This window comes from Thioclava pacifica DSM 10166 (genome assembly GCF_000714535.1).
Taxonomy (GTDB): domain Bacteria; phylum Pseudomonadota; class Alphaproteobacteria; order Rhodobacterales; family Rhodobacteraceae; genus Thioclava; species Thioclava pacifica.
In genome coordinates, this window is the sequence record NZ_AUND01000023.1 from 218,256 (window position 1) to 236,400 (window position 18,145).

Below are 18,145 nucleotides of genomic sequence, written 5' to 3' on the forward strand. Positions count from 1 at the left end.
GGGCGTTGCAACAATTGACCCGCGATCAGGCTCGGCTGGCGAAACGGCCTTGAACCCTGCCTCCCGCGACGCCACCTTTAGATAGCAGCTATGGATCGCAAAGGACTGCGACAATGGATCTCACGGGCAAATTCCTGATCGCGATGCCGGGCATGGGCGATCCGCGCTTCGAGCATTCGGTGATCGCGGTCTGCGCACATTCGCCGGAGGGCGCGATGGGGCTGATCGTCAACAAGCCGCTGCCCAAGCCCGACTTTTCCGAACTGCTCGAGACGCTCGGCATCGAGGGACCGGGCTCCGATATCCGCCTCAACCGTCCGATCCTGTTCGGCGGCCCGGTCGAGACCGGGCGTGGCTTCGTGTTGCATTCGCCCGACTGGCGGCGCAGCGAAGGTCAGATGGAAGTGACGGACCGGCTGCGGATGACCGGCACGCGCGACATTCTCGAAGATATCGCGATGGGCCGTGGGCCCGATCAGGCACTGATGGCCCTTGGCTATGCGGGCTGGGGACCGGGACAGCTCGAGGAGGAGATCCTCGACAATGGCTGGCTCATCGCCGACAGCGATGCCGATCTTGCGCTTGATGGCGATCACGCGACCAAGTGGACGCGCGCTCTTGAAGGTATGGGAATCGATCCGCGGACTCTCTCATCTGCCGCCGGACACGCCTGAGCCCGATCATTCGTTTCGCTTTGCGCGTGTGCCGCGCAAGTTTCGCCAAGCTTCTTGGGGCTTGCGCGAAAGCCTTCTCACATGGGTGTGACCGTCGCGACGTCAGACTTGCGCGTGCGGGAAACTTCACTCTTGATGATGCATCAATGAAAAACCGGGGGGCGTCGGGATCACCCTGAGGTTGTGTGCTGCGACGCTCCGACCCCGGACAAATCGGAGGTATCCCTTGAAATCCATAGCCGCGATTTCCGCCCTTGCCCTGATGCTGGGCAGCGCCGTGCCCGTTCTTGCCCAGTCGAGCCATGTTCCCGAAGGCACCAAGCTCGCCGCGAACCAGACCTTCACATACTGGATGCAGGACGATCTCAAGACGCTCGATCCCGATCTGAACACGTCGAAGGATGGCAACGACGTGCTCCACCAGCTCTTCGAGGGGCTCTACGATCAGGATGCGGAGGGCAATCTTGTACCCGCGCTCGCAACCAGCTTCGACGTCTCGGACGACAAGATGACCTACACGTTCCACCTGCGCGAAGGCGCGAAATGGTCGAACGGCGATCCGGTCACCGCGCAGGATTTCGTCTATGCCTGGCAGCGTCTGGCCGATCCGAAGACCGCTTCGGACTACGCCTGGTATATGGAGCTGATGCAGGTCCAGAACGCCCATGCGGTGATCGCGGGCGAGAAGCCGGTGACCGATCTGGGCGTGAAGGCGCTCGACGACATGACGCTGCAGGTCCAGCTTGAGACCCCGATCCCCTATTTCCGTCAGATGCTGGTGAACTCCTCGACCTTCCCGGTGCCGCAAAAGGTCGTCGAGAAATTCGGCTCGGACTGGACGAAGCCCGAGAACATGGTCTCGAACGGGGCCTATAATCTCAAGTCGTGGAAGATCGGCGAGAGCATCGAGCTGGTGAAGAGCGACAGCTACTGGGATGCGGCGAATACCACGCTGACCGATCTGAAATTCGTCCCGATCACCGATCTCAACCAGGCGCTGACGCGCTACGAGGCGGGCGAGCTCGATTTCGTGCAGACCCCGGCGGGCCAGTATCCGCGCCTCAAGGACGAGTATCCGGATCAGGCCTTCGCACCGCCGCGCTCGTGTTCCTATTCCTACATCTTCAACGTGGGTGACAGCGGCCCCGAGGCGCTGAAAGACGTGCGCGTGCGCAAGGCGCTCAGCTACGCGATCGACCGCGACATCATCGTCGACAAGATCCTCAAGGGTGGCCAGAAGCCGGCCTATAGCTGGACCCACTGGGCGACCGCGGGCTTCACCATGCCCGAGACGGATTACTCGAAGATGACCCAGGCCGAGCGAATGGCGAAGGCCAAGGAGCTGCTGAAAGAGGCTGGCTACGGCCCCGACCACCCGCTCAAGCTGCGCCTGATGTATAACACCTCGTCGGATCACAAGAAGCTCGCCATCGCGGTACAGCAGTTCTGGAAGCCGCTCGGGGTCGAGGTCACGCTCGAGAATTACGAGTGGAAGGTCTATCTCGAGAAACAGCAGCAGCACGATTTCGACATTTCGCGCTATGGCTGGTGTGCCGATTACAACGAACCCTCGACCTATCTCGACGTGCTGACCTCGTGGTCGGATCAGGATGTGGGCGAGTGGAAGGACCCGGCCTATGACGCGCTGCTGAAAGACAGCAAGACCGCCGCCGATCCGCAGGCCGATTACACCAAGGCCGAGCAGATCCTCGCCGAGCAGATGCCGCTCGCGCCGGTCTACCACTACTCGCTGCCGATGCTGCTCAACTCGCATATCAAGGGCTACCCGTTCGAGAACGTGGAGCTGAACTGGTATGCGAAGAACATGTATCGCACGGCGAATTAAGCCGCGCGGACCCAAATCGGGCGGGCTGAGCGATCGGCCCGCCCGAGCCATTCCGGGGTAATCGTATGATCGTCTATATTCTCAAGCGTCTGGCCATTGCGATCCCGACGCTGCTCACGCTCATCATCGCGAGCTTCGTGCTGATGCATGTGGCGCCGGGCGGGCCGTTCACCGCCGAGCGCGCCGTGCCGCCCGAAGTGCTTGCCAACCTGAACGCGAAATACGGGCTCGACCAGCCGCTGTGGCGCCAGATCGCCACCTATCTGTGGAACGTGGTCGCCCATTTCGATTTCGGACCCTCTTTCACCTACAAGGACCGCTCGGTGAACGACATCATCGCGCAGGGCTTTCCGGTGACGCTGACCTATGGCTTCCTGAGCTTCATCACCGCCGTTCTGGTCGGGGTGAGCCTCGGTGTGACGGCCGCGATCAAGCGCAATTCCTGGCTCGACTATCTCGCCGTCGGCATCTCGATCGGCGCGCAGGTGCTGCCGAATTTCGTGATGGCGCCGATCCTCGTGCTGATCTTCACGCTGTCGCTGCACTGGCTGCCCGGTGGTGGCTGGAGCTTCGACGATCCGCGGTTCTGGATCATGCCGGTGATCGCGCTCTCGACCTCCTACATGGCCTCGATCGCGCGGATCACGCGCTCGTCCATGCTGGAGACGCTGAGCTCGAACCACATCCGCACGGCCCGCGCCAAGGGCTTGCCGAAGCGCAAGATCATCCTGCGCCACGCGCTCAAACCCGCGCTGCTGCCGGTGATTTCCTATCTCGGGCCGGCCTTCGTTTCGATGATCACCGGCTCGGTGATCGTGGACGTGTATTTCACCACCGGCGGGATCGGCAAAAGCTTCGTCGATAGCGCGCTCAACCGCGATTACGCGGTGATGATGGGGATCACGATCCTACTGGGCACGCTCACCATCCTGTTCAACCTTGTCGTCGACATCATCTACGGATGGATCGACCCGAAAATCCGGTATTGAGATGGTCATAGATGAAACCAAGATGACCTCGCTCGCCGAGGCAACGAGCCGCGAAGACGTGGCGGGCCGCTCGCTCTGGGCCGATGCGCGCCGCCGCTTCTTCCGCAACAAGGCCGCGATCTTCGGGCTGGGGCTGCTGATCTTCGTCGTGAGCTTCGCGCTGTTCGGCAACCTTCTGGCGGCGTGGAACAATTCCGACATCGACTATAACGTGATGGGCGATGCGACGGCCTCGGCGCCGTCACTCGCCAACGGGCATTATTTCGGCGCCGACGATCTGGGGCGCGACCTGTTCGCGCGCACCGTGCAAGGCACCCAGATCTCGTTGCTGGTGGGCGTGATCGGCACGCTGATCGCGGTCTCGGTGGGCACGGTCTATGGTGCGATCTCGGGCTATTTCGGCGGCCGCGTCGACGGGTTCATGATGCGCCTCGTCGATATCCTACTGGCGATCCCCTACATGTTCGTGCTGATCCTGCTGCTGGTCATGTATGGCCGCTCGATCGGGATGCTTTTCGTGGGGGTAGGCCTGATATCCTGGCTGGAGATGGCGCGGATCGTGCGCGGCCAGACCCTGACCCTGAAGAACCGCGAATATGTCGAGGCCGCGCGCGCCATCGGCGTGCCTGCACCCACGATCATCCGCCGCCATATCCTGCCGAACCTCGTGGGCGTGGTGGTGGTCTTCGCGACGCTGCTGGTGCCGCTGATGATCCTGACCGAGAGCTTCATCTCCTTCCTTGGCCTCGGCGTGCAGGAACCGCAGACCTCGCTGGGCGCGCTGATCTCGGAAGGGGCGGGGACGATGAGCTATGGCACGCTGTGGCAGCTGGCCTTCCCGCTTTTCTTCTTCGTCATCACCCTCTTCGGTTTCTATTTCGTGGGGGACGGGCTGCGTGACGCGCTCGACCCGAAGGAGCGCTGATATGGCCTTGCTGGACGTAAAAGACCTCAATGTCCGTTTCGAGACGCCCGAGGGCGAAATCCATGCGGTCAACGGCGTCAGCTTCGCGCTGGAAAAGGGCGAGGCGCTCGGCATCGTGGGCGAATCCGGATCGGGCAAGTCGCAGCTCAGCTTTTCGATCCTCGGGCTGCTGGCCGCGAACGGGAAAGCCTCGGGTTCGGTGGAATTCGAGGGGCGGGAGATCCTGAACCTGTCCGAGCGCGAGCTGAACAAGATCCGCGCCGACCGGATCGCGATGGTGTTTCAGGACCCGATGACGGCGCTCAACCCCTATATGCGGATCTCGGACCAGATGGCCGAGGTGCTGATGCTGCACAAGGGGCTTTCCAAGCGCGATGCGGTGGCCGAGGCCGCGCATATGCTCGATCTGGTGAAGATCCCGGATGCGAAGAACCGGGTGCGGCTGTTCCCGCATGAATTCTCGGGCGGGATGCGTCAGCGCGTGATGATCGCGATGGCGCTTTTGTGCAAACCCGATGTGCTGATCGCGGACGAGCCGACCACGGCGCTCGACGTGACGGTGCAGGCGCAGATCATGGACCTGCTGGGAGAGCTGCGGCGCGAGCTGGGAATGGCCACGGTGCTGATCACTCATGACCTCGGCGTGGTCGCGGGCTTCTGCGAGCGTGCGATCGTTATGTATGGTGGTCAGGTGATGGAGCAATCGCCCGTCGATCCGCTCTTCGCTAACCCGACCCACCCTTACACGCGAGGCTTGCTGGGCGCGTTGCCGCGGCTTGACGCGGGCAATGCGATGACCCCGATCCGGGGCAATCCGCCGAACATGACGGGCGCGCCGAAGGGCTGCCCGTTCTGCCCGCGCTGCGACTTTGCCGAGGAGATTTGCGCGCAGGATATGCCGGCGCTGACGCAATTCAGCGAGGGGCGCGCCCGCGCCTGTCACCGTTCCATTGAAACGATCGAGGAGGCCGCCGCATGACGACCCCGCTGATCGAGGCCCGCGACATTCGGGTCACTTTCGACATCCGCCGCGCTTCGGACCTGCCCTGGACCGAGCCGCCGAAGCTGCGCGCGGTGAATGGCGTGAGCTTCAAGCTCGAGCAGGGCAAGACGCTCGGCATCGTGGGCGAGTCCGGTTGCGGTAAGTCCACGCTGGCCCGCGCGCTGATCCGGATGCTGCCCGCCGAAGGCGAGGTGCTCTGGGAGGGCAAGACCGATCTGCTCACCCTCTCGCCGCGGCAGATGCTCAAATACCGCTCCGATATCCAGATGATCTTCCAGGACCCGCTGGCTTCGCTCGACCCGCGCATGACGGTGGGCGAGATCATCGCGGAACCCCTGCGCACGCATCGCCCGAAAATGGGCCGTGCGGCGCGCAAGGAAAAAGTCCGCGAGATGATGGAGAAGGTCGGTCTGCTGCCGAACCAGATCAACCGCTATCCACACGAGTTCTCGGGCGGTCAGTGTCAGCGCATCGGCATCGCCCGCGCGCTGGTGGTAGAGCCGAAGCTGCTGATCTGCGACGAACCCGTCTCGGCGCTCGACGTGTCGATCCAGGCGCAGGTGATCGCGCTGCTCGAAGACCTGCGCCGCGATCTGGGCCTCACGATCATCTTCATCGCCCATGACCTCAGCGTCGTGCGCCATGTCTGCGACGAGGTGATGGTGCTCTATCTGGGCCAGATGATGGAGGCGGGCGCGACCGAGAAGCTCTTCACCGAGCCGCAGCACCCCTATACGCAGGCGCTTCTGTCGGCGGTGCCGATCCCCGATCCGGAGGTCGAGCGCAACAAGACCCTGATCGCGCTGGAAGGCGACCTGCCAAGCCCGCTCAACCCGCCCTCGGGCTGTCCGCTGCGCACGCGCTGTCCGCGCGCGAGCGAGATCTGCGCGAGCAAGCCGCCGACCGAAGAGGTCGCGGGACGGCAGGTCTTCTGCCACCATCCCGGACCTGCGGCCGAAGTGCAGGCGGTTCTGGCCGAAAGCTGAAAACTTGGGCGTCGGGCGGGCGCGACCCTGCCCGCTCACGCCATTTTGCGCCGATTGACGCGAAGGTATTTTTCCGATCGGTCAAATCGCTGTTACGCTTCCGGGATAGAGCGCTCCGACAAGGAGCCATTGTCCCGGAGGACCCCCATGTCGCTTATTTCGCGCCGTCATTTCCTGCTTACCACCACTGCTGCTGGCGGGTTGGTGATGGTCCACCCCTTCACCGCGCAAGCCGCGGCGGGGCAGGCCCACCTGCGCCTGCTCTGCACGACCGATATTCACTGCCATATCCGCCCCTATGATTATTACGCCGACAAGCCCGTCGATACGGTCGGGCTGTCGCGCACGGCCTCGCTGATCGAGGCGGTGCGATCGGAAGCCGCCAATACGATGACCTTCGACAATGGCGATTACATGCAGGGCAACCCGATGGCCGATTACATCGCCTATTCGAAGGGGATGAAGGAGGGCGACACCCACCCGGTCATCGCGGCGATGAATATCCTCGGCTATGATTGCGGCACGCTCGGGAACCACGAGTTCAACTACGGGATGGATTTCCTGAAGAAGGTGAACGATCGCGCGAACTTCCCGATGGTCTGCGCGAATTTCGCCCATAAGCTCGGGGCCTCCCCGCGCGAGGATGACCTGTATCTGCCGCCCTACCTGATCCTTGACCGGGACCTGACCGACGGGGCGGGGAACAAGATGCCGATCCGCATCGGCGTGATCGGCTTCGTGCCGCCGCAGATCATGCAATGGGACCGCCCGCATCTGGAGGGCAATTACCAGACCCGCGACATCGTCGAGGCCGCCCGCGCCTGGGTGCCGCAGATGCGCGAGGACGGTGTCGACCTGATCGTCGCGCTCGCCCATACCGGCATCGACAACGGCCCGCAAAGCGACGGCATGGAGAACGCGGCCTTCTATCTCGCCGGTGTCGACGGGATCGACGCGGTCATCACCGGTCACCAGCACCGCAACTTCCCCGGCAAGGATTTCGACGGCCCCGGTATCGACAACGAGAAGGGCACGCTGCAGGGCAAACCGGCGGTGCAGGCGGGCTTCTGGGGCAACCATATGGGCCTGATCGACCTGATGCTTAGCCATGACGGCGGCAAGTGGCAGATCGCGGCGCATAGCTCCGAGATCCGCCCGATCTTCTCGCGCGGCGAGGACCGTTCGATCACAGCGCTCACCACCGATTACGAGCCGGTCTTGGCGAGCTCCAATCAGGTGCATGAAGAGACGCTGAAATATGTTCGCGCGAAGGTGGGCGAGACCTCGGTGCCGCTCTATTCCTATTTCGCGCTGGTGGCGGATGACCCGTCGGTGCAGATCGTCTCGAATGCGCAGATCTGGTATGTGAAGACGCTGCTCGAAGGCACGCCCGAGGGCAAGCTGCCGCTCCTGTCGGCGGCGGCGCCGTTCAAGGCGGGCGGGCGCGGCGGTCCGGATTATTACACCGATGTTCCGGCGGGTCCGGTCGCAATCAAGAACGTGGCCGATCTCTACCTCTACCCGAACACGCTGCAGGTGGTGAAAGTGACCGGCGCGCAGGTGAAGGACTGGCTGGAACGCTCGGCGGGGATGTTCAACCAGATCGAACCGGGCGCGAAGGATGCCACGCTCCTGAACCCCGATTTCCCGTCCTACAATTTCGACGTGATCGACGGGGTGACCTATCAGATCGACATCACCCAGCCCTCGAAATACGACAGCGACGGCAATCTGGTGAATGCGGACGCGAACCGGATCGTCGATCTGCACTATCAGGGCAAGCCGATCGACCCGCAGGCCGAATTCGTGATCGCGACGAACAATTACCGTGCCTCGGGCGGGGGTAGTTTCCCCGGTGCGGATGGCTCGACGGTGATCTACCGCGCGCCCGATACCAACCGCGACGTGATCGTGCGCTACATCCACGAGGCTGGCACGATCAACCCCAAGGCCGATGCGAACTGGTCCTTCGCGCCTGCGGGGGGCGCGACGGTTCTGTTCGAGACCGGGCCGAAAGCGCAGGCTTATCTCGAAGACGTGAAGTCGCGCGGGCTGAAAATCGAACCGGCCGGAGACGGAGAAGGGGGCTTCGCGCTCTACCGGATCACGCTGTAAGTCTATGATATGGAAAGAATGAACGGGGCGCTTCGGCGCCCCTTTCGTGTTTTTGAGCCATGTTCCCAGCGCATGGCGGCTCTTGACAGAGTGGCGACAGATAATCGGACCGCTATCGTAAGACAGGTCAATTCGCCGGAACGCACCGGCATGCGGACAGGGAGAACGGACGTATGGGCTTTGGTTTGGTGACGCGGCGCGCGGCATTTGGGGCGCTCGCGAGCGGTGTGATGAGTGTCGCGGCCCTTGCGCAAGGGATGTCCGGCGCGGGCGGCTCGGGGGCTACCGAGGTCGGCGTGATGCAGGTCGATGCCCAACCCGTGCCCTATGTCGTCACGCTTCCGGGCCGCGCGGTTGCCTATGAGCAGACCGATATCCGTCCCCGCGTGGCGGGCACCATCGCCTCGATCGACTATGACGCCGGTCACAAGCTGAAAGCCGGCGATCCGCTATTCCATATCGACGACGATACCTACCGGGCCGAACTCACCGCCGCGCAGGCCGAGAAAGTCAGCGCCGAGGCGAATGTAAAAGCGGCGCAGGCCCAGGTGGATCGCTACACCAAGCTTGAACAAACCTCCGTCTCGATCAGCGATCTGGAAAGCGCGCAGGTCACGCTGGCGCAGGCCAAGGCGTCGCTTCTGACCGCACAAGCCGATCTGCAAACCGCTCAGCTCAATCTCGACCGCACGGTGATCCGCTCACCCATTGATGGGGTGCCGGATGTGGCGCAGGTCTCGGTGGGTTCGCTCGTGACGGCGAACCAGACCGACGCGCTGACCACGGTGACGCGGCTTGATCCGATCTATGTCGATGTGTCGGAAAGCTCGGCGCGGATCATGCGCGTGCGTCAGCGTATCAGCCAGGGCACGCTCCAGCGCGGCGAGCAGCTCAAGGTCTCGCTGCTGCTGGAAACGGGCGAGGAATATGACGGGACCGGCACGCTGGTCAGCCCCGGCGCGACGGTCTCCTCGACCACCGGAACGGTCGATTTCCGCTTCAGGTTCGACAATCCCGACCGGCTGATCCTGCCCGGGCAATTCCTGCGCGCGAAGATCACGCTGGGCACGACGCAGGCAATCCTTGTGCCGCAGCGCGCGACGACGCGGGAGAGCGACGGTTCGCTTTCGGCCTTCGTCGCGGCCGACGGCAAGGCGAAAAAGGTGACGCTGAGCACGGCAGGGACGTATCAGAATGCGTGGATCGTGACGGACGGAATCGCGAGCGGTGATCAGGTGATCCTCGACGGGCTCAAGAACCTGCGCGACGGGGCCGAGATCAAGACGGTGCCGGTGACGATCAATGCAGAGGGCGTTGTGAAAGACGCGGCGCCGGCGGATGCCGCCGCAACGGCGGAGTAATCCCGACATGATCCGCTTCTTCATTCACCGCCCCGTTTTCGCGATCGTGCTCGCACTGGTGACGATCCTCGCTGGCGGTTACGCGATTACCCAATTGCCCGTGTCGCAATATCCCGAGGTCGCGCCGACCACGATCCGCATTTCGGCCAGCTATTCGGGCGCCACTGCCGAGGCGGTCGAGAACTCGGTCACCACACCGATCGAGGATGCGCTGACCGGGCTCGACGGGATGCTCTACATGGAGAGCTCGTCGCAGCAGGGCTCGTCGCGCGTCACGATCACGTTCGACGGTTCTGTCGATCCGATCGACGCCGAGAACGAGGTGCAGACCAAGATCCGCAAGGTCGAAAGCTCGCTGCCCGATGCGGTGCAGAGCTCCGGGGTGAGCGTCTCGCGCTCGTCCTCCGACATCCTGATGGTCGGCGCGCTCGTCTCGACCGACGGGCGGTTCTCGACCGTTGAACTGGGCAACATCCTCGACACCGAGATAAAAGGGGCGATCGAGCGTACCAGCGGCGTCGGCGGGCTGAATGTCTTTGGCTCGGGCTATGCGATGCGGGTCTGGCTCGATCCCTACAAGCTCGAACAATATCAGCTGACGCCCAATGACGTGACCTCGGCGGTGCAGGCGCAGAACACGACCGTCTCGGTCGGCTCGCTCGGTGATCTGCCGACGACCGAAGGGCAGCAATTCACCGCGACCATCACCGCGCAGAGCCAGCTCACCTCGGTCGAGGAATTCGAGAAGATCCTGCTCAAGACCGAGGCCGACGGTTCGGCGGTCTATCTCGGCGATGTGGCACGGATCGAGATCGGGCAGGAGGATTACGGCACCAATTCCCGCTATAACGGGATGAACGCGGCAGGCTTCGGGGTGAACCTCGCCAATGGCGCGAACGCGGTCGATACGGCGGCGGCGGTTCGCGCGACGCTTGCGCGCTTGGCGCCCTCGCTTCCCGAAGGCGTCGAGTTCCAGGTGGCCTATGACACCTCGCCATTTGTCGAGCTGTCGATCGAGAAGGTCTATCGCACGCTGGCCGAAGCAATCGTTCTGGTCCTGCTGGTGATCCTCGTCTTCTTGCAGAAATGGCGCGCGACGCTGATCCCGATCGTCGCGGTTCCGGTGGTTTTGATGGGCACTTTCGCGGTGCTTCTGGTTGCGGGCTACTCGATCAACACGCTGACGATGTTCGCGATGGTGCTGGCGATCGGCTTGCTGGTCGATGATGCGATCGTCGTGGTGGAAAACGTCGAGCGCGTGATGGAGGAAGAAGGCCTTTCCCCGCTCAAGGCGACCGAAAAGAGCATGTCTCAGATCACCGGCGCGCTGGTGGGCGTGGCGCTGGTGCTTTCGGCGGTGTTCCTGCCGATGGCGTTCTTTCCGGGCTCGACAGGTGTGATCTACCGGCAGTTTTCGGTGACGATCATCAGCGCGATGGTGCTCTCGGCCGTCGTGGCTCTGATCCTGACGCCCGCGCTCGCGGCAAAGCTGCTGCGCCCCTCGACGGGCCGCGCCATCGCGCCCGCGCGGGCCTTCAATACCGGCTTCGGCAAGGTGCAATCGGGCTATTCGGGCGCGGTGCGCCGCATCCTGCGCAAGCCGTTCGCGATGGCGCTGGTGCTGGTCCTCGTGCTGGCCTCAGCCTGGGGCGTGGCCACGCGGCTGCCTTCGTCTTTCCTGCCCAGCGAGGATCAGGGCGTGTTGATGGCTATGGTGACGCTCTCGGAAGGGTCGACCACGGCGCAGACCTCGGATGTGGTGGACCAGATCACCGATTACATGCTCACGCAGGAGAAATCCGACGTGTCCTCGGTCTTTGCGACGCTTGGCTTCGCCTTTGGAGGCAGCGGGCAGAATACGGCGATGGTCTTTGCCAAGCTCAAGGATTTCGATGAACGCACCGGCGCGAGCCAGACCGCCGAGGCGATTGCAGCGCGCGCCAATGCCCATTTCGCGGGGCTGCGCGCGGGGCAGGTGTTTTTCCTGCAACCGCCCGCGATCCGCGGCATCGGCAATACCTCGGGCTTCCAGATGTATCTGGTCGATCAGGCCAATAACGGAACCGAGGCGCTCAAGGAGGCCGCGGATCAACTCGTGGCCGCGGCCAAGAGCAACACAAGCCTGAGCAATGTCCGCGTCAGCGGCGACGAGAACAAAGCGGCGCTTCAGCTCGATATCGACCAGCAGAAGGCCGAGAGCTTCGGGCTGACGTTGAGCAATCTCAATTCGATGCTTTCGGTGATCTTTGCGGGCAAGTCGGTCAACGATTTCGATCTCGACGGCAATCTGCGCCCGGTGATCGTGCAGGCGGATGCGCCCTATCGGATGCAGCCCGAGGATATCGACGGCTGGTATGCGCGCAACTCAAGCGGAGAGATGGTGCCGTTCTCGGCCTTCATGACGACGAAATGGGTCTCGGTCGCGCCGAAGCTCTCGCGCTACAACGCCACCAATGCGATCGAGATCTCGGGGCAGGCCTCGGAGAACGCAAGCTCTGGCGCGGCGATGGATGCGATGGAGCAGCTGGTGAGTGATCTGCCCGGCGGCTACGGCATCGCCTGGACGGGGCTGAGCTACCAGGAACGTCAATCGGGCGATCAGGCCCCGTACCTTTATGCGCTTTCGGTGCTGGTGGTCTTCCTCTGTCTCGCGGCGCTTTACGAGAGCTGGTCGATCCCGCTTTCCGTAATGCTCGCTGTGCCGGTGGGGATCTTGGGTGCATTGGGTGCGGCCTGGGTCTTCGGGCAGTCGAACGATGTTTATTTCAAGGTGGGTATCCTGACGACCATCGGTCTGGCGGCGAAGAACGCGATCCTGATCGTGGAATTTGCCCGCAATCTCGAGGCCGAGGGCAAGGAGCTGATCGCGGCAACGGTCGAAGCCGCACGCCTGCGCCTGCGTCCGATCCTGATGACCTCGCTCGCCTTCATGCTGGGCGTGGTGCCGCTGGCGATCGCGACCGGGGCAGGGGCCGCGGCGCAGAACGCGATCGGTATCGGCGTGCTGGGCGGCATGGCGGCGGCGACCTTCATCGGTGTCTTCATGGTCCCCGCCTTCTACGTCATTGTGCGCAAGCTGACCCCGGGGCGCTGAGCCCCGGTGAACCGATCACTTCGGCTTGAGCGGGCATTTGCGCGGAACTAACCGCGCCGCCCGGGGGTTTCCTTTCCAACCTGACACGGAAAGGAGATACCCCATGCTGAGCATGATCGGGGGCCTCGTCGTCCTCATTCTCGATATCTGGGCCATCGTTTCGATCCTGAGCTCCGGTGCATCCACCGGTTCCAAAGTCCTCTGGATCCTGTTGATCGTCATTCTGCCGATCCTCGGCTTCGTGATCTGGCTCGTCGCTGGCCCGAAAGGCAAGCAGGCGCTCGCCTGATCCTGAAAAAGAGAGCCGCGAGGAGGACATCATGAACGCGATCTTGCGCAACATCGTCCCCCTCGCGGCTCTCGCCCTGAGCCTGCTGGCGCTCGCGCTGGCCTGGATCAGCCCCTGGTGGCTGATCCTTTTGCTGTTCACTCTGCCGATCGTGGCGCTCGGTCTGTATGACTATTTCCAGAAACGCTGGACGATCACCCGCAACTACCCGGTCGCGGCCCGCCTGCGCTGGCTGTTCTACGATCTGCGACCCTTCCTGCGCGCCTACATCGTCGAGGGGGATCTGGAGGGCAAACCCTACTCTTACGAGGCGCGCAATCTTGTCCATGCCCGCGCGCGCGGCGAGACGGACACTCACCCTTTCGGGACCGAGCGCGATGTCGCAGGGGAGGAGTATCAATGGGTGAACCATTCGATCGCCCCCACGGCCGATCCCGATACCGATCCGCGCGTGACGGTTGGCAATGAGCAATGCGCCAAACCCTATTCGGCCTCGGTGCTCAACATCTCGGCGATGAGCTTCGGTGCGCTGTCAGCCAATGCGGTCGAGGCGCTCAACTGGGGCGCCAAGCGCGGCGGCTTCTACCATGATACGGGTGAGGGCGGCTTCTCGCCCTATCACCGCAAACATGGCGGCGACATCGTGTGGGAGCTGGGCTCGGGCTATTTCGGCGCGCGCGACGACGACGGCAATTTCGAGCCGAACCTCTTTGCGGAACAGGCCAGCCGCGATCAGGTCAAGATGACGGAAATCAAGCTCAGTCAAGGTGCGAAGCCCGGTCATGGCGGGTTACTTCCCGCGGCAAAGGTCACGCAGGAAATCGCCGAAACCCGCAAGGTTCCCGCCCATCAGGATTGTCTGAGCCCGCGCGGTCACAAGGCCTTCAATACGCCCGCCGAGATGATGGAATTCGCAGCCAAGATGCGCGATCTCTCCGGGGGCAAGCCGGTTGGACTGAAACTTTGCATCGGCCAGCCGCATGAAGCCTTCGCGCTTGTGAAGGCGATGCGGAAGACCGGCATCTTCCCCGATTTCATCGTTGTCGACGGGGCCGAGGGCGGCACCGGCGCGGCACCGCTCGAGCTGTCAGATCATGTGGGGATGCCACTGATCGACGGTCTGATCCTGATGCGCAACGCGCTGGTCGGCGCGGGGGTCAAGGACAAGGTGCGCCTTGCAGCCTCAGGCAAGGTCTATTCGGGCTATGGGCTCGCCCATAACCTCGCCATCGGCGCCGATTGGTGCAACGCGGCGCGCGCCTTCATGTTCTCGATCGGCTGTATTCAGGCGCAACGTTGCCATCTGGGCACTTGCCCGACCGGAGTCACCACGCAAGATCCGCGTCGCCAGCGCGGTCTCGTGCCCGAAGTGCAGGGCGAACGCGCCGCACGATTTCACCGCAAGACCGTCGAGGCTCTGAGCGAGATCACCGCCTCGGCTGGCCTCACCCATCCGAGCGAACTCGAACCGCATCACATCGTGCACCGGATCGGGGTGACGCAGGCCCGCACCATCGACAAGGTCTATCCTTTCTTGCCCGAGGGCATCCTTACCGATGATCCCGGCAGCACCGATTATGCCGATTGGTGGGCGGCGGCCGATCCCGACAGTTTCAAGCCGCGCACCGATCTGGGCCGCGCGCGTACCAGCCTTCACCACAATTCGCATTTGAGAGAGGCCTGATATGAGCAAGACCGTTTCCGACATCATCGCCGACACGCTGGTCTCGGCGGGCGCGCGGCGCGTCTATGGCATCGTGGGCGACACGATCAACCATTTCACCGATGCCGTGCGCCGCTCCGATCTCGACTGGGTTCATGTGCGCCACGAAGAGGTCGGCGCGCTGGCCGCGGGCGGAGAGAGCTACATGACCGGCGAGCTGTCGGTCTGCGCGGGCACCACCGGGCCGGGGAGCCTCCATTTCGTCAACGGCATCTTCGAGAGCCACCGCAACGGCGCGCCGGTCGTGCTGATCGCCTCCAATATCGCGCGCGCCGAGGAGGGGTTGGGCTTTCCGCAGGAGGTCGATCAGAAGAAGATCTACGAGCAGTGCTCGGTATTCTGCGAGAAGATCTCGCATCCCGATCAGGCCCGCCGGATCGTGGCAAAGGCCGCGCAGGCGGCGCTGACCCTTCATGGCGTGGCGGTGGTGATCGTCAATGGCGACATGTTCCGCGAGATCTCATCGGACGACCTGCCCTGGGCTGTGCATCGCCCCGCCCCGGTGATCCGCCCCAGCGAGGCGGAAATCGAGGCGCTTGCCGCGATGATCGCGGGGGCCGAACGCATCACGATCTATGCGGGCATCGGTGCGCGCGGTGCGGCGGCGCAGATCCGCGCGCTCTCCGAGCGTCTCGCGGCGCCGGTGGCCCACACCACCCGCGCGAAGGAATTCATCGAACCCGATATGCCCAACAATGTCGGCATGACCGGAATCCTCGGCAATCGCGCCGGTATGCAGGCGGTGGGCGACTGCGATCTTCTGCTCTGCCTCGGCTCCGATTTTGCCTATACGCAATTCTATCCCGGCAAGGCCCGGATCGTGCAGGTGGATATCGAGCCCACCCGTCTTGGCCGCCGCATGCCGGTCGATCTGGGGCTCGTGGGCGATGTCGGTGACACGATCGACGCGCTCCTGCCGCGGCTCGCGCCGCGCGAACATGGCAAACATCTCAACCGGGCGCTCAAGGGCTATGCCGAAGACCTCAAAGGCTACCTGGAAAGCGCTGAGGAGCCTGATCCGAGCCTGATCCATCCCCAGCACCTCACCGAGATGCTCGACCGCCTGGCGGCGCAGGACGCGATCTTCACCGCCGATGGCGGCTCGCCTATGGTCTGGCTGCTGCGCCACCTCTCGGCCAATGGCGAGCGGCGCTTCCTGACGAGCCTTCTGCACGGCACAATGGCCAATGCCTATCCGCAGGCTCTGGGCATTCAGAACGCTTATCCCGACCGTCAGGTGATTGCGATGTGCGGCGATGGTGGCATGACGATGCTGATGGGCGATCTTCTGACGCTGGTGCAGGAGAAACTGCCCGTGAAGCTTTTGATCTTCAACAACGCCTCTCTGGGCTTCGTCGAGATGGAGCAGCGGGTCGAGGGCATGCTCGACGCTTTCACCGAGTTGCACAATCCCGATTTCGGGGCGATGGCGCGGGCGATCGGAATGCAGGGCGCACGGGTCGAGACTGCCGATGATCTCGAAACTGCGATGCACGAATGGCTCGCCGCCCCGGGCCCGGCGTTGCTCGATGTGAAGGTGAACCGGATGGAGCTGGTGATGCCGCCGAAGATCGAACCCTCACAGATCGCCTCGACCGCACTTTTCGGGGTGAAGGCGGTGCTCAACGGGCGCGCGGATGAGGTCGTCTCGCTGATGCGCGACAACTTCCTGCGCTGAGCCTTCTTCTTGATGAAAATATCTCGGGGGAGGCGCGACAGCGCCGGGGGCAGAGCCCCAATCGAGCGCCCTTTAAAAAGGTCGCAGCCGCCGCAAAGGGGATGCGGCGGCTGCTGCCTGACGGAGACTTGTGTGGGGAATCTCCGTCAGGATCTCGTGACGCCCCGAAAGGCGCGGCTATTGCGCGAAATCGTTGTTGATGTTCTGCCCTTGGGTGTCGTTGTGCTGCGGCCCGCCGGTGCGAGCGCCCGGAAAAACACGTTCTTGATTCTTGTTGCGTTCCATTCGGTTTCGATTGTTCGCAAAAGCACGTCGAGTGCCACCGCGCAATTCGCCGCATTTGCACTTATAGTTGTGGTGAGTGCAACAGTGTTCGCCCCCGTCACCGGCGAAACTTTGCCGGTCCGCAGCGTCACCTTGGCGTGGGCTTGCCGTGCGTGACGGGCCGGAAAATCTGGGGAGACGGCACAGGCGGGTAGGGCGATCATCAAAACTATCCTTGTTACGTTACGCCCTGCAGGTAGGCTGAACGGTGCCGGGACGAGTGCGTTGCGAAAGGTTGTGATGGGGCGTGAAAATCTGTGAGCGGGTAAACAAGTGATGGATCTGGCGAGGCAGGCGGCAGACATGCTCGGCGTGGAATTGGTCGCGGCGCGCCTGCTTGCGGGTGGGGATCTGAGCCCGGTCGCGGCGCTCTCTCTTGCCGATGGGCGCCGAGTGATCGCGAAGGGCGGCCCCGCGCCGCAGATCGAGGCGCGGATGCTTCGCGCCTTGGGGACGGCCGGCGCACGGGTGCCCGCCGTTCTCGCCGCGTGCGAAGACTGTCTCGTGATGGAGGCGCTGCCCGATCAGGGTGCGCTTGCAGCTTCCGGTTGGGCGGAGCTTGGCACGATGCTGAGTGCCCTGCATGATGCGCCACCCTCCGATCCCGGTTTCGTTCGCATCACCCCCTATGGCTGGGTCGAGGATTACGCCTTCGGCCCGGTCGCGATCCCCAATGCGCCACTTTCGGACTGGTCGTCCTTCTGGGGCGAGCGACGGCTCTTGCCGGCACAGCCGTTCCTGCCCGTCGATCTCGCACGTCGGATCGACGGGCTCGCTGGGCAACTGCCCGACCGCCTGCCTGCGTGCCCCGCTCCAGCCTTGCTCCACGGTGATCTTTGGGCGGGGAATGTGCTGGCCTCGGGCGGGCGTCTGAGCGGGTTGATCGACCCGGCAAGCTATTACGGGGATGGGGAAGTCGATCTGGCCATGCTGCACCTATTCGGCGCGCCCGGACCGGAGTTTATCGCAGCCTATGGCGCGCTCTCCCCCGGCTGGGAAACGCGCCGTGCGATCTACCAGCTCTGGCCCGCGTTGGTGCATGTACGGCTCTTCGGGGCGGGCTATCACGGGATGGTCGCGGGGCTGCTGGATCGGCTTGGGGTGTGATTGGCGCTGATACTCTCTGCGCCGCCGCCAG

The 18,145-nt window shown here is 63.5% G+C and carries 14 protein-coding genes; 13 read left to right on the top strand and 1 reads right to left on the bottom strand.

Annotation, left to right across the window (positions count from 1 at the left end):
• The first annotated feature begins 113 nt into the window (after positions 1 to 113).
• The 12 genes from TP2_RS10335 to TP2_RS10390 all read left to right on the top strand — a co-directional run bounded on the left by TP2_RS10335 (position 114) and on the right by TP2_RS10390 (position 16,683).
• Positions 114 to 674, top strand: a complete 561-nt coding sequence (locus TP2_RS10335; RefSeq protein WP_038076975.1) for a YqgE/AlgH family protein — start codon at positions 114 to 116, stop codon at positions 672 to 674.
• A 262-nt stretch (positions 675 to 936) separates the two neighbouring features.
• Positions 937 to 2,520: a peptide ABC transporter substrate-binding protein gene (locus TP2_RS10340; RefSeq protein WP_038076978.1), complete on the top strand. Its 1,584-nt coding sequence runs from the start codon at positions 937 to 939 to the stop codon at positions 2,518 to 2,520.
• A 65-nt stretch (positions 2,521 to 2,585) separates the two neighbouring features.
• Positions 2,586 to 3,509 carry an oligopeptide ABC transporter permease OppB gene (gene oppB, locus TP2_RS10345; RefSeq protein ID WP_038076981.1) on the top strand — a complete coding sequence of 308 codons (924 nt, stop codon included), beginning with the start codon at positions 2,586 to 2,588 and terminating at the stop codon, positions 3,507 to 3,509.
• Between the two features lie 22 nt (positions 3,510 to 3,531).
• On the top strand, positions 3,532 to 4,434 hold the full coding sequence (locus TP2_RS10350) for an ABC transporter permease (protein ID WP_240473743.1): 903 nt from the start codon (positions 3,532 to 3,534) through the stop codon (positions 4,432 to 4,434).
• Between the two features lies 1 nt (position 4,435).
• Positions 4,436 to 5,413 carry an oligopeptide/dipeptide ABC transporter ATP-binding protein gene (locus TP2_RS10355; RefSeq protein WP_038076988.1) on the top strand — a complete coding sequence of 326 codons (978 nt, stop codon included), beginning with the start codon at positions 4,436 to 4,438 and terminating at the stop codon, positions 5,411 to 5,413.
• Complete coding sequence (locus tag TP2_RS10360; protein WP_038076991.1) at positions 5,410 to 6,423, top strand: ABC transporter ATP-binding protein; 1,014 nt, start codon at positions 5,410 to 5,412, stop codon at positions 6,421 to 6,423. The genes TP2_RS10355 and TP2_RS10360 overlap by 4 nt, the downstream gene beginning before the upstream one ends.
• Before the next feature lie 147 nt (positions 6,424 to 6,570).
• Positions 6,571 to 8,538 carry a bifunctional 2',3'-cyclic-nucleotide 2'-phosphodiesterase/3'-nucleotidase gene (locus tag TP2_RS10365; protein WP_038076993.1) on the top strand — a complete coding sequence of 656 codons (1,968 nt, stop codon included), beginning with the start codon at positions 6,571 to 6,573 and terminating at the stop codon, positions 8,536 to 8,538.
• A gap of 173 nt (positions 8,539 to 8,711) precedes the next feature.
• Positions 8,712 to 9,899 (top strand): efflux RND transporter periplasmic adaptor subunit, encoded by a 1,188-nt coding sequence (locus tag TP2_RS10370; RefSeq protein WP_051692466.1) that lies wholly within the window; start codon positions 8,712 to 8,714, stop codon positions 9,897 to 9,899.
• Positions 9,900 to 9,906: 7 nt separating this feature from the next.
• Positions 9,907 to 12,993 carry an efflux RND transporter permease subunit gene (locus TP2_RS10375; protein ID WP_038077670.1) on the top strand — a complete coding sequence of 1,029 codons (3,087 nt, stop codon included), beginning with the start codon at positions 9,907 to 9,909 and terminating at the stop codon, positions 12,991 to 12,993.
• Between the two features lie 103 nt (positions 12,994 to 13,096).
• Positions 13,097 to 13,282 (top strand): PLDc N-terminal domain-containing protein, encoded by a 186-nt coding sequence (locus TP2_RS10380; protein ID WP_038076997.1) that lies wholly within the window; start codon positions 13,097 to 13,099, stop codon positions 13,280 to 13,282.
• A gap of 31 nt (positions 13,283 to 13,313) precedes the next feature.
• Positions 13,314 to 14,966 (top strand): FMN-binding glutamate synthase family protein, encoded by a 1,653-nt coding sequence (locus TP2_RS10385; RefSeq protein ID WP_051692467.1) that lies wholly within the window; start codon positions 13,314 to 13,316, stop codon positions 14,964 to 14,966.
• Between the two features lies 1 nt (position 14,967).
• Complete coding sequence (locus TP2_RS10390; protein ID WP_038077002.1) at positions 14,968 to 16,683, top strand: thiamine pyrophosphate-dependent enzyme; 1,716 nt, start codon at positions 14,968 to 14,970, stop codon at positions 16,681 to 16,683.
• A gap of 146 nt (positions 16,684 to 16,829) precedes the next feature.
• On the opposite strand, the gene TP2_RS18505 is transcribed toward TP2_RS10390, so the two are convergent.
• On the bottom strand, positions 16,830 to 17,171 hold the full coding sequence (locus TP2_RS18505) for a hypothetical protein (protein WP_157617098.1): 342 nt from the start codon (positions 17,169 to 17,171) through the stop codon (positions 16,830 to 16,832).
• Positions 17,172 to 17,283: 112 nt separating this feature from the next.
• Between TP2_RS18505 and TP2_RS10395 the strand changes: the two genes are divergently transcribed.
• A complete protein-coding gene (locus tag TP2_RS10395; RefSeq protein WP_038077005.1) occupies positions 17,284 to 18,114 on the top strand; it encodes a fructosamine kinase family protein in 831 nt (276 codons plus the stop codon).
• Positions 18,115 to 18,145 lie beyond the last annotated feature (31 nt).